Origin of the sequence: Streptomyces sp. NPDC051286, from assembly GCF_044455345.1 — a bacterium.
In the GTDB taxonomy this organism is placed as follows: domain Bacteria; phylum Actinomycetota; class Actinomycetes; order Streptomycetales; family Streptomycetaceae; genus Streptomyces.
The window spans coordinates 1-11975 of the sequence record NZ_JBITER010000046.1 but is presented as its reverse complement, the minus strand read 5'-3'; the positions used below and the strand labels follow the sequence as shown (position 1 = coordinate 11975).

At 71.0% G+C, this 11975-nt stretch carries 9 protein-coding genes and 2 pseudogenes; 6 read left to right on the top strand and 5 right to left on the bottom strand.

Translation table 11 applies throughout. From position 1 onward, the window contains the following. Positions 1-24: 24 nt before the first annotated feature. Positions 25-921: a LysR family transcriptional regulator gene (locus ACIBB8_RS30935; protein ID WP_398957722.1), complete on the bottom strand. Its 897-nt coding sequence runs from the start codon at positions 919-921 to the stop codon at positions 25-27. Positions 922-1001: 80 nt separating this feature from the next. Between ACIBB8_RS30935 and ACIBB8_RS30930 the strand changes: the two genes are divergently transcribed. Then, the gene (locus tag ACIBB8_RS30930; RefSeq protein ID WP_398957720.1) at positions 1002-2240 is read left to right on the top strand and encodes an MFS transporter; all 1239 of its coding nucleotides are present in this window, start codon (positions 1002-1004) and stop codon (positions 2238-2240) included. Positions 2241-2242: 2 nt separating this feature from the next. On the opposite strand, the gene ACIBB8_RS30925 is transcribed toward ACIBB8_RS30930, so the two are convergent. Both ACIBB8_RS30925 and ACIBB8_RS30920 read right to left on the bottom strand, forming a co-directional pair. Further along, complete coding sequence (locus tag ACIBB8_RS30925) at positions 2243-2560, bottom strand: cupin (protein WP_366695324.1); 318 nt, start codon at positions 2558-2560, stop codon at positions 2243-2245. Positions 2561-2993: 433 nt separating this feature from the next. After that, positions 2994-3482, bottom strand: a complete 489-nt coding sequence (locus ACIBB8_RS30920; RefSeq protein WP_398957718.1) for a S8 family serine peptidase — start codon at positions 3480-3482, stop codon at positions 2994-2996. A gap of 272 nt (positions 3483-3754) precedes the next feature. Between ACIBB8_RS30920 and ACIBB8_RS30915 the strand changes: the two genes are divergently transcribed. The 4 genes from ACIBB8_RS30915 (at position 3755) to ACIBB8_RS30900 (ending at position 9727) form a co-directional block, all read left to right on the top strand. Beyond that, positions 3755-4489, top strand: coding sequence for a 4'-phosphopantetheinyl transferase family protein (locus ACIBB8_RS30915; protein ID WP_398957715.1), 735 nt, complete (start codon positions 3755-3757; stop codon positions 4487-4489). A gap of 47 nt (positions 4490-4536) precedes the next feature. Then, positions 4537-6177, top strand: coding sequence for a phosphoglucomutase (alpha-D-glucose-1,6-bisphosphate-dependent) (gene pgm / locus ACIBB8_RS30910; protein WP_398957713.1), 1641 nt, complete (start codon positions 4537-4539; stop codon positions 6175-6177). 490 nt (positions 6178-6667) lie between these two features. Further along, entirely contained in the window at positions 6668-9022 is a 2355-nt protein-coding gene (locus ACIBB8_RS30905; protein ID WP_398957711.1) for an FHA domain-containing protein, read from the top strand. A 15-nt stretch (positions 9023-9037) separates the two neighbouring features. Then, positions 9038-9727 carry a hypothetical protein gene (locus ACIBB8_RS30900; protein ID WP_398957709.1) on the top strand — a complete coding sequence of 230 codons (690 nt, stop codon included), beginning with the start codon at positions 9038-9040 and terminating at the stop codon, positions 9725-9727. 41 nt (positions 9728-9768) lie between these two features. Here ACIBB8_RS30900 and ACIBB8_RS30895 read toward each other — a convergent pair whose 3' ends face one another. Further along, positions 9769-11052, bottom strand: coding sequence for a streptophobe family protein (locus tag ACIBB8_RS30895; RefSeq protein WP_398957706.1), 1284 nt, complete (start codon positions 11050-11052; stop codon positions 9769-9771). A gap of 113 nt (positions 11053-11165) precedes the next feature. On the opposite strand from ACIBB8_RS30895, the pseudogene ACIBB8_RS30890 reads away from it, so the two are divergent. After that, a pseudogene (locus ACIBB8_RS30890) lies at positions 11166-11384 on the top strand (ATP-binding protein); the annotation flags it as partial. 304 nt (positions 11385-11688) lie between these two features. Here ACIBB8_RS30890 and ACIBB8_RS30885 read toward each other — a convergent pair. Beyond that, positions 11689-11975: pseudogene (locus ACIBB8_RS30885) on the bottom strand (hypothetical protein); the annotation flags it as partial.

Sequence of the window (11975 nt, the reverse complement as noted above, 5' to 3'; positions counted from 1 at the left end):
GCCCAACGGGCTGAAAGTCTCTCCTCACAGGGTCTTGGGACAGAGCTCGTCGTCCCCGATGCCCAGACCCGCCAGGAATGCCGCAGCCGCCGGTGTGGGGCGGAACCGGCTCCACACCAGCCGTTCCGTCCGTGCGGGCGCATTGCGCACCGGAAGCACGGTGAGCCCCGTCAGCTCCGCCGCGAACGCGGCGGGCAGGAGAGCGACGACCAGTCCGCTGCGTACCAACCGGACGATGAAATCGGTTCCGCTGACCTCGAACGCCACTTCACGGGTGAGTCCGGACGCTTCGAAGGCCTCCTCCGACTGGGCGCGGGCCGCGGTCCCGGCGGGGTAGTCGACGAACGTCTCCCGCGCCAGCCGTTCCAGGTCCACCTGGGACTCATCGGCCAGTGGGTGGCCGGGCGCCACCACAGCGGCGAGTTCCCCGCGACCCAGTTCACGGTCGCGCACCCCCTTCGGCCGGTAGCTCGGCAGTACACCGAGAAACGCCACGTCGAGCGTCCCGTCCTGCACTTCCTGGACGAGGTCCTTGCTCGCCCCTTCCCTCAGGTCGATACGGACCTTCGGGTGGCGGAGATGAAACTCCCGCAGTGCGGCCGGAATGTCGACCGCGGAGAGCGTCGGGATCGCCCCGATTCCGAGACGCCCGCTGATCTCCCCCGCCGCTGCCGTCACCTCGGCGCGGGCCCGCTCGGCCGCGTCCAGCGCCTGTCGGGCCGCCGGCAGGAACGCCTCACCGGCGGCGGTGAGCCGGACCTGACGGCTCGTGCGATCGAACAGCCGGGCGCCGAGCTCCTTCTCCAGACGGGCGATCTGATGACTCAGAGCCGACTGGACGACCAGGCATTTCTTCGCGGCGCGCGTGAAATTTTCCAGCTCCGCCACCGCCACCACGTACCGCATCTGCTGAAGCTCCATCCATCTATCGTGAACCACGATCGATCGAATGAAAAACATGTGTTGGACTCATGAATGTCCTGTCCCCGAGGCTGAGGGGCATGGCTCACTCCACACAGGCGCTATGGCGCAGCACAGCTCTGCCGACCCCGCCCGAGGCGTCGCCCGTCCTCGGCCGCGGGCTCGTTCTCCTGATGGCCGTCGCGGCCGGGCTCTCGGCCGCGGGCAACTACTTCGCGCAGCCGCTCCTCGACGTGATCGAGGCGAATCTGCACATCGGTGTCACGGCGGCAGGGCTGATCGTGACCGCCGCCCAGGGCGGCTACGCGCTCGGCCTGATCCTGCTGGTACCGCTCGGGGACGTCATGGAGCGCCGCAGGCTGGCGGTGGGCCTGTTCGCGCTGACGGCGCTCTTCCTGCTGCTGACCGCCGGTGCTCCCACCGGCCCCCTGCTGATCGCCGGGACGGCACTCACGGCGCTCACCTCCGTCGGCGCCCAGGTCGTGGTGCCGTTCGCGGCGACTCTCGCGGCTCCGGCCGAACGCGGCAGGATCGTCGGCCTCGTCATGTCGGGCGTCCTGCTCGGCGGCCTGGTCGGGCGTCTGGCCTCCGGCGCGCTGTCGGAGCTCGGCGGCTGGCGGACCGCGTACTGGGTGAACGCCCTGCTCATGGCGGCCATGGCTGTGCTCCTGCACCGCCATCTGCCCCGGCTGCCCCGGTCGGACGACACCGCCCCGATGGGATACGCCGGGCTGCTGCGCTCCACCCTCTCCCTGCTGCGCACGGAGCCCCTGCTGCGCTGGCGGTCCGCCGTCGCCGCCTTCTCCATGGCCTCGTACAGCGTGCAGTTGACCGCGCTGACCTTCCTGCTGACCCGGGCGCCCTACAACTGGAACGCGGCCGCGATCGGACTGTTCGGACTCGTGGGCGTCATCGGTGTGGTGGGCATGAACTTCGCGGCCCGGCTGAGCGACCGCGGCCGTGTGCAGGCGGTCTCCGGGGCCTCGGCCGCCCTGCTCGCCCTCTCCTGGCTGCTGCTCCTCGCCGGCGAGTCCTCGCTTTTGTGGCTCTCGCTCGGCGTGATCTCGCTGAACGTGGCCCAGCAGGCGGCCCTCAACAGCAGTCAGAACGTGATCTACGCGCTCCGCCCGGAGGCCCGCAACCGGATCAACTCCGGGTTCATGACCCTCTTCTTCCTGGGCGGGGCCGCGGGAGCGGCACTCGCCTCGGTGGTCTGGTCGCGCGCGGGCTGGACCGGCATCTGCGTCGTGGGCGGTTCGCTGGCCGCAGGCAGCTTCGTGCTCTGGGTGCTGGAGCGGGTACGGGTCCGGGCGCGGTGAGGTCAGTCGTTGACCGCGGTCAGCAGCACCACCGCGTCCTGCAGCGCCAGCAGTCCGTGCCGTTCGTGCGGGATGGGCTGCAGCCCTCCGGCGGTCACTTCCACGTCGCCGGAGGCCGCGGTGAGGCGGACGGACCCCCGCAGGACCTGGAGCGAGGCGGCGGGCGGCGCGTTGTGCTCGTCGAGGGCCGAGCCCGCGGTGAGCGCGATGACCGTCTGCCGCAGGGGCTCCTGCCGCAGCAGGAGGTGGGCGCTGCGGCCGTGCGGGGACGTACGGGCGGCGGCCAGATGCTCGTCGGCGAGGGCGTTGAGATCATCCATACGACCACTGTGCCGCAGCCCCGGAACCGCCGCGATCCGCCCGCGCAGCCGTCAGCCGCGCAACCACGCCGCGGAACATTGAGCTGAAGGCGGTGTGCAGTTCGCCGGGGCGCAGATGGCGGGCGAGGTGTCCGGCGTCGGGGAGCGACACCCCGCCGACGAACATGGCCCCGTACTCGTCGGCGACGGCGCGCCGGGAGCGCCCTCTCCACCGAACGACGCCCCTCGGCCCGTCAGCGGAGGCGCTTGCAGCCACAGTGCCCGGTGGACTCCGCCCCACGCCCGGCGCCGGAGCGCGCCACGCCGATCGGCAGACGGCGTCGCACATGGCGCAATGGACGTGCGGGAGAGCAAAAGAACTGTGCTCCGCACAGCAGCAAGCGGGGCCCGCGGATGTGGACCCCGCCGGTCGGACGGCTTCAGAGGATCGGGATCAGAGCCCCGCGGTGTAGAGGAGCCGGTTCGGTGAACCCGCGCCCAGGGACGACAGGACGTTCTTGGACGACTGGTCGACGAGCCAGCGAGTGAGGTCGTTCGGCGTGGCGGCCGGCTTCCACTGCTTGTAGAGAGCGGCGGCCCCGGCAACATGAGGGCTGGCCATGGAGGTTCCGCTCATGGCCACCGAACCACCGCCGAGCTTGGCCGATACGATCGCCGAGCCGAGAGCGTACATCTCCACGCAGGGGCCGTAGTTGCTGAAGCCGGTCTGCCGGTCCTGAGCATCGCTGGCCGCGACCGTGACCACGTGTGCCGCGCGGGCCGGGGAGATGGTGCAGGCGTCCAATGAACTGTTCCCCGCCGCGACGACGGGCAGAGTCCCCCGGGCCGCAATGGCGTCGACGGCGTCGTCGACCGCCGCGGACCCCGGGTCCTTCGTCCGGGACCCGCTGCCGCCTTGAGCGTGATCATCCGGACAGCGCAACAGGTCGCGTCCACACCCTTCAGAGCCGGTGCATGCGGGACGAGCCCGGTGAGGGGCGCCGCGCCCTCGGCGGTGCCCCTCCGCAGCAGTACGGGGTCGGCCGGCGCAGAACGATGGGGCATCATCTCGTTCCTCCGTTGCGCGGTGACCTGCTCACATCGTGGACTCATCCATGCCGGGTCCGGTCGGGGTCTCCATAGAATCGGCACTGTTCCCCGCGCCGGTGACACTCCCTCACGGCGTTCGCCAGGTGATTGGAGATGATCCGACCGGTGCATCAGCCCATCGAGTTCGACCCGGCCGACGGCACCCGGGGCGTGCTGCCCTCCTGGCCTGCCGGGATACCCGCCCTGTGGATCGTGGACGCAGTGCGGCACGGTGATGCGGCCGAGCGGCTGGCGCCCGGAATTCTCGACGCCGGGGAACAGCGGCGTGCCGAGAGATTCGTCGCTCCGGCCGACCGGCGCTGTTATGTCGCGGCCCATGTGGCGCTGCGGATGCTGCTCGGCGCCCGGCTGGGTGTCGAACCGCGCGAAGTGCGGCTGGTCCGTGAGCCGTGCCCGTCCTGCGGTGGTCCGCACGGCCGTCCGGCGACCGACGGCGGGGTGCATTTCTCCCTGTCGCACAGCCGGGACCTGTCGCTGCTGGCGTTCGCCGCCGCGCCGGTCGGGGTGGACGTGGAGGCGGTACCGAACGACACGGCCGCTGCAGACGTCGGGTCGATGCTGCATCCGGCGGAGGTAAAGGAGCTGGCAGAACTCCGCGCGGAGGACAGGCCCGTCGCCTTCGCCCGGGCGTGGACCCGCAAAGAGGCATATCTGAAGGGCGAGGGGATCGGGCTCGCTCGCGAGCTCTCGCTGGACCATCTGGGCACCGGGCCCGTGCCGGAGCCCGGCCCCGCGGGCTGGACCGTCACCGATGTGCTGGTCCCCGCCGGGTACGCCGCCGCCGTGGCGGTGCGTAGGGCCGGGCAGCCAACGGTCCACATCGGCCATCGGGAAAACTGATCCGGCGGGCAAATCGCAACGACCGACCGATACGGAGGAGTGGGCAGATGCCGCACGAACGAGCCGGACAGCAGGCACATCCGGAGGACCTGACCGATGTGGCCAGGCTGGTGACGGCGTATTACACGTTGCATCCCGATCCGGCCGAGCCGGACCAGCGGGTGGCGTTCGGCACCTCGGGTCACCGCGGGACGTCGACGGCCACGTCGTTCAACGAGGACCACATCGCCGCGACCAGTCAGGCCATCAGCGAGTACCGTGCGCAGCAGGGCACGGACGGTCCGCTGTTCCTCGGATCTGACACCCATGCGCTGTCCGAGCCCGCACGGGCCACCGCGATCGAGGTGTTCGCCGCCAATGATGTGACTGTGCTGATCGACTCGGCCGACGGTTACACCCCCACCCCGGCGGTGTCGCACGCCATCCTCGCCCACAACCGGGGCCGTACCTCGGGTCTCGCCGACGGCGTTGTGGTCACTCCGTCGCACAACCCGCCGGGCGACGGCGGATTCAAATACAACCCGCCGAACGGCGGCCCCGCCGGGTCCGAGGCGACCGGCAGGATCCAGGAGCGGGCCAACGAGATCATCGCGGCCGGCATGAAGGACGTACGGAGGCTGCCGTACGTCCGCGCACTGGCGGCGCCGACCACCTCCACGTACGACTTCCTCGGCACCTATGTCGCGGACCTGCCGTCCGTGCTCGACCTCGACGCGATCCGCGCGGCCGGGGTCCGGATCGGCGCGGACCCGCTGGGCGGGGCGTCGGTCGCGTACTGGGGCCGTATTGCCGAGCAGCACCGGCTCGATCTGACCGTCGTCAATCCGCTGACCGACCCCACCTGGCGGTTCATGACGCTGGACTGGGACGGCAAGATCCGGATGGACTGCTCCTCGCCGTACGCGATGGCGTCGCTGATCGGTCAACGGGACCGGTATCGGATCGCGACGGGGAATGACGCCGATGCGGACCGGCACGGCATCGTGACCCCGGACGGCGGGCTGATGAACCCGAACCACTATCTCGCGGTCGCCATCAACTACCTGTACGCGCACCGTGATCAGTGGCCGGACGCGGCGGGCGTCGGCAAGACCCTGGTGTCGTCAGGGATGATCGACCGGGTCGCCGACGCTCTCGGACGGCGGCTGGTCGAGGTACCGGTCGGCTTCAAGTGGTTCGTGGACGGTCTGGTCGACGGGTCGCTCGGATTCGGCGGCGAGGAGTCGGCCGGCGCGTCGTTCCTGCGCCGTGACGGATCGGTGTGGACGACCGACAAGGACGGCATCATTCTGGCGCTGCTCGCCTCGGAGATCCTCGCCGTGACGGGGAAGTCGCCGTCCGAGCACTACGCCGGGCTCACCGCCCGCTTCGGCGAGCCCGCGTACGCCCGCATCGATGCCCCCGCGGACCGTGAACAGAAGGCGGTACTCGCCAAGCTCTCGCCGGAGCAGGTCACGGCCGGCACGCTGGCCGGCGAACCGGTCACGGCGGTGCTCACCTCGGCTCCCGGCAACGGCGCACCGATCGGCGGCATCAAGGTGACCACGGAGAACGCCTGGTTCGCCGCCCGCCCCTCGGGCACCGAGGACGTCTACAAGATCTACGCGGAGTCGTTCCTCGGGTCCGATCACCTCGGCCGGGTGCAGGACGAGGCCAAGGCCGTGGTCTCGGCGGCACTGGGCGCCTGAGCAATCGGGAGGCCGCCTCCGGTGCGACGCCCGGCCGTCGCGCGGGAGGCGGCTCCCTGGTCGGCGGACGACGCGCCCGTGCGGGCACGGGGCGGCACATGCGGGGAGTTCTCCTTCCCCGTGGACAGCACCGGGCCGGGGCCCCAGGGCCGCCCTGGGCATGGTTGCCTGGTTCCGGAACCCGGCGCTGGACCCGGACCGAGGGACCAGGGGACGAGGCGGGTGCCATGAGGCGGGTCCGCTTCAGTGATCGTCACCCGGGTCCGCGACGGGTCTCCTTCCCTGTCAGGTCGACGGCTTGTCCGCGCCGGCTGTCGAAGCGAGGGTGCACCCGCGGCGTGGCCGCTGGGCATCGCACCACGACAGCCGGGAGATCGGGTCCGGTGAGGCCTGGGGAAATGCACCGGCCCCGTGAGCCCGCCATGTTCCGACAGGGCGGCCTGGGGTGCACCCATGAGCAGATACCCCCACCAATAGATAGAATTCGACCATGTCTGAGAGGCCTGTCGCGTCGACTGCGCCCGAGCTCATTCTCGAAACCGACGCAGGACCCACGGTGATGAGTCCGAGCCGGAACTACCACGTCGGCCGCGACCCGCTGAGCGACATCGTCATCGACGATGACCGGGTCTCGTGGCACCATGCGGTGCTCCGGCCCGTTGCCGACCACTGGTCCCTGAAGGACGAGAACAGCGCGAACGGTACGTACACCGAGGGCAGGCGTATCCAGGAATCGGGCGTAGGACCCGGCAGCGTCATCCGGTTCGGTCATCCCGCGGACGGGCCGTGCGCCGTTCTGGTCGGTCGGGAGCCCCCGGCCCCCGCGGTGCATCCGGCGGACCGCCCGTCCACCGTCTCCATGCCGGCCGCCACCGGTACGTTCCGGCAGCCGACCGTCGTGCGACCGCGGCCCGTCCATACCGTACGCATCGGCCGCAGCGCCGACAACGACCTCGTCGTCGACGACCTGACCGTCTCGCACCGGCACGCCGAACTGCGGGCACATCCGGACGGAACATACGAGATAGTCGACCTCGGCTCGCACAACGGGACGTATCTCAACGGCCAGCTGGTCGGCCGCGCTCTGGTCGCCACCGGTGACATCGTCGGTATCGGTCACTCCGAGTTCTCTCTGGTCGGCGACGTGCTGCAGGAGTTCGTCGACACCGGTGAGGTCTCGCTCGATGTGCAGGACCTGGCCGTCACCGTGGACCGGGGCCGCAAGACGTTGCTCGACCAGGTCTCGTTCCCGGTGGGCGAGAAGTGCCTGCTCGGCGTGGTGGGTCCGAGCGGCTCGGGCAAGTCCACCCTGCTCAACGCACTGACCGGCCTCCGCCCGGCCGACGAGGGCAGCGTTCTTTACGACGGCCGCGACCTCTACCACGACTACGCCGAGCTGCGCCATCGCATCGGGCTCGTCCCACAGGACGACATCCTGCACTCCCAGCTGACCGTGCGCCGCGCCCTCGGGTACGCCGCCGAGCTCCGCTTCCCGCACGACACGGCCCCGTCGGAACGCCGGGCCAGGGTCACCGAAGTGATCCGTGAGCTGGGTCTGGAAAAGCGGACGGAACAATCGATCCACAGCCTCTCCGGCGGCCAGCGCAAACGCGTCAGCGTCGCACTGGAATTGCTGACGAGGCCGTCGCTGCTCTTCCTCGACGAGCCGACCTCGGGGCTCGACCCCGGTATGGACCGCTCGGTCATGCATATGCTCCGCAAGCTCGCCGACGACGGGCGTACGGTCATCGTCGTCACGCACAGTGTGCTCAGCCTCGATGTCTGCCACCGGCTGCTGGTCCTGGCCCCCGGCGGGAAGACCGCCTTCTACGGGCCGCCGGACGACGCGCTCGCCTTCTTCGGATTCGAGCAGTGGCCCGAGGCGTTCGAGGCATTCGAGAACGACCGGGACCGGAAATGGGCGGCGGAGTACCGCGCCTCCCCGTTCCACCGGCAGTACATCGCGAACTCCAGTGCGCAGCCCCGGCTGCCGCACGCCGCGGCCGCCCCGGTCGCGCCGCCGCCGAAGACCCGGAGCAGGGAGGCTCAGCTGTGGACGCTGGTCCGCCGGTACGCCGCCGCGCTGAGCGCCGACCGGACCTTCCTGGCCATCATGATCGCTCTGCCGTTCGTGATGGGCGCGATGACCCGGGCCCTGGCCGGTAGCCGGCTGACCCAGGACACGGCGATCAACGCGCTGCTGATCCTCTGTGTGGGCAGCGTGCTGACCGGCGCCGCCAATGCCGTACGGGAACTGGTCAAGGAGCGGGCGATCTACCAGCGGGAGCGGGCCGTCGGACTGTCCAGACAGGCGTATCTGATGTCCAAAGTGGTTGTCCTGGGCACCGTCACGGTGCTGCAGGCGGTGGTGCTGACCCTGGTCGGTCTGGTGGGCGTCGATCTGAACGCCCCGGGCGGCAAAGGCGTTCTCCTGCCACCACTGGTCGAAATCACGCTGGCCGTGGCCCTGTTGTCGTTCACGGCGATGATGCTCGGTCTGATCGTCTCCGCGCTGGTGCGCAAGGAGGAGGTCACCATGCCGCTGCTGGTGCTCCTCGCCATCGTCCAGGTCGTGTTCTGCGGTGCGCTGCTGAAACTGCACGGGGTGCCCGGGTTGGAGCAGCTGGCGTGGCTGGTGCCGTCCCGGTGGGCGCTCGCGGCGATGGGCGGGACCATCGGGCTCGCCAGGATCGTGCCGGGAAAGGTGAGCTCGGATCCACTGTTCGAGCACTCTGCGGAGGCGTGGCTGCTGAACATGGGGATGCTGGTGGTGCTGTCGGTCGTCTTCGGACTGGTGGTGGCGCGGCTGCTCCGCCGGCACGAGCCCGTCATCATGCGGAAGTAGCGGAGGCGGAAGCCCATGGCGACACCGGAATTCCGCCCCACACACGTGGTCCCTTCGGACGGGATGTCCGCCTGGGAAGCGCCCGACGTGACCCGGCCCACCGAGCCGCTCGACCCGCTGCTTCCCGTCCAGCTGCTCGGCCGGCGGGGCGACTGGGGACAGATCCTCTGCGCCAACGGCTGGTCGGCATGGGTCGACGGCCGGCTGCTCGTCTCCGTCCCCCACGGTCCGCCGGAGTCCGGACAGCCGCTCGCGCGCACCGCGGACCCCTGGCCGCTGATGGCGCGGGTCCAGGAGTCACTGACGCAGTACCGGCGCGCCGCGGAGGAGCTGACCGAGGACCGGATCGACGGGGAGACCTTCCGCCGCCGGACCCAGGGGCTGCGAGTGGGCATGGTCGCCGACGGGGAGGCGATGTGGCTGTACGACGCCGAGCACGAGCGCTGGGTGTACTGCGACGGCACCCAGCTGAGTACGTACGCGGCCTCGGGCGGTCCCGGTCGGCCGAGCAGTGCCCCCACGGACCGCGGAGCGGGCGAGGCGCACGCACCGGAGCCCGAGCCGACGCAGATCGTCGACCCCGCGCGGGTGGCCCCGTACCGCCCGGCGGATCCCGCCGATGCCGAACCGGCACAGCTCCTGCGGCCCGTCGACCGGTCCGGGGCGGGCACCACGCATCCGCCCACCCGGACGGGTGGCGCGTGATGTCCCCCGCACCCGCGCCCCCCATGGCCGGTATGCCGTCGTCACCCAGAGCCTGTCGGGACTTCTCCCCGTCGGTGGATCTTTGAGGCGAGCAGGCCGCCGAGGAAGCCGGTGACCAGCCCCCATGCGACGGCGACGGCGATCGCGGATCCCAGTCGCGGACGCAGCGTCACCTCGCCGCCGAGACCGCCGCCGAGGTCCCCGATACCCAGCAGTGACAGGCCGTAGTGCGCCGAGACCCTGGCGACGAGACAGATGGTCAGCACGGTGACGAGGAGCGCCACCGCCATGTGTACGGCGTGCTGCCACGGCCGCATCCGGCCCGGCGAGCGCACCGCCATGAGAAAGGCGGCGGCCAGGGTCAGCACGGCGGCGACGACGACCAGCCACCAGGCCCGACCGTCATGGTCGGCGAGCGTGGACACGCTGAGGGCGGAAAGGTCCGGCGTGCGCAGAACCGAGTCCAGCACCTGCGGCATGGGCAGCCCGAACGGCCCGTCCACCCTCCCCTCCCAGATTGCCCCGAGCCCGAGTGTGTACGCGAGCCAGACGAGGTTCGGCAGCCCCAGGAGGATCACGGCAACCGTCTCGGCCGGGCGGCCCCGGGTCACCATGACGACGAGTCCGACGATCACGCCCAGGACGACGTACGCGAGCAACAGCGCCACCATCGCGTACGCGGCCGGGCGCACCGACTCCTGGAAGCGCAGCAGGCGAGCCGGGAGCGGGGCACCGCGCGACACGGCGAGCGCCAGGACGAGGACGCCCACCAGCCACAGCAGACCGAGGAGCAGGGTGAGCGGGACGTCGGTCCTGAATCCGACCGTCGGCGAGGCGTCCGGCAGGTCACCGATGACAGCCCCGGTCGGTTTCTGGACAGGAATCTCGAAACTCTGACGGGCCAGGAGCGACAGGCCGATCAGGACCAGCGCCCACAGCACCGCCACCCGGGCCGCCCAGCCGGCCAGTTCGCGTGCGCCCGCGACCGCCCGGTGGCGCAGGGGCCGCAGAAAGCCGGCGGCGATGACCAGGGCCCCGGTCAGAGTCACGGACAGGGGAAGCACCGAGAATTCCGCATGGGTCCTGACCAGTTCGCCGGCGTTTCCCGAGAGGGAAACGGAACCGCCCGCCGCCATCACCACGACGGCCGCGACGACACGGGCGAACGCGCCCCCGGGGAGACCGCTCGCACCTGCCGCCCAGAGACCGAGGGCAGCGGTGGCTGCCATGACCACGAGACCGGCGAGCACGGCCAGGACAGCTTCACCCCAGCCGTGCGCGGCGTACGGCACTCCGCTGCGGTCGATGGATCCCTGGTGGCTCACGCTGCCACGCTAGGCAGGAGCGCGGCCGCCCGCCCCTTGGGAGGGCCCGACCGCGTCAGCTTGCGGGCCGCGCGAGTACCCGGCGGTCTCGTCGGCGACACACGCACGCTGCCCGCCCGCCGTTGCGCCTGCGGCCCATCCTGGACCGTTCGCTGACCTGCGAGGTCCACGACAGCAGTCCGGTGGCCCCGCACCTGCGCCACGCCCGGACCTTCGACGAAGGCGGACGCGGGCTCTTCATCGTCTCCCAGCCCGCCACCCACTGGGGCACCCGATACGGGTGGACCGGCAAGGCACTGTGGGCCGAACAAGAGGTCGCGGGCCCCGAATGACGGGGGCGCCCCCCGGCCGCCCCGATCCGCAGGGAGACGGGGCGTAAGGGCATGGGCACGCACACGTCCGCGGAGAACCGCACGCAAGCCGCGCAGTGCCGCACCCGCTGCGGGCCCTGGCCTTCGTCGTCGTCGCCCCGTGCACACTGGTGATGGCTGTGACCGCCACGGCTCGAAGCACCCCCAGACGTCAGGCGGCGCACCGAGGCCGGGGGCCGGGGTGCGCCGCGGGCGGATGGGGCGGGGCCCTGCTCCCGGGTCAGGGAGCGGGGGTCAGAGGGTCAGGACAGGTGAGTGCAGGGGGTCAGCGACGACCGTCGTGGTCGCGGTCCTTGTGGCCCCAACCGTCGTGGTCGCGGTCCTTGTCACGGCGGTCCTTGTGGCCCCAACGGTCGTGGTCGCGGTCCTTGTGGCCCCAACGGTCGTGGTCGCGGTCCTTGTCACGGCGGTCCTTGTGGCCCCAACGGTCGTGGTCGCGGTCCTTGTGGCCCCAACGGTCGTGGTCGCGGTCCTTGTCACGGCGGTCCTTGTGGCCCCAACGGTCGTGGTCGCGGTCCTTGTGGCCCCAACGGTCGTGGTCGCGGTCCTTGT

What these genes read in the sequence shown, in the direction of transcription:
- ACIBB8_RS30935 (WP_398957722.1), bottom strand. Translation starts at nt 921, where the DNA reads ATGGAGCTTCAGCAGATGCGGTACGTGGTGGCGGTGGCGGAGCTGGAA.
- ACIBB8_RS30900 (WP_398957709.1), top strand. Translation starts at nt 9,038, where the DNA reads ATGGCGACACCGGAATTCCGCCCCACACACGTGGTCCCTTCGGACGGG.
- pgm (WP_398957713.1), top strand. Translation starts at nt 4,537, where the DNA reads ATGCCGCACGAACGAGCCGGACAGCAGGCACATCCGGAGGACCTGACC.
- ACIBB8_RS30930 (WP_398957720.1), top strand. Translation starts at nt 1,002, where the DNA reads ATGGCTCACTCCACACAGGCGCTATGGCGCAGCACAGCTCTGCCGACC.
- ACIBB8_RS30925 (WP_366695324.1), bottom strand. Translation starts at nt 2,560, where the DNA reads ATGGATGATCTCAACGCCCTCGCCGACGAGCATCTGGCCGCCGCCCGT.
- ACIBB8_RS30905 (WP_398957711.1), top strand. Translation starts at nt 6,668, where the DNA reads ATGTCTGAGAGGCCTGTCGCGTCGACTGCGCCCGAGCTCATTCTCGAA.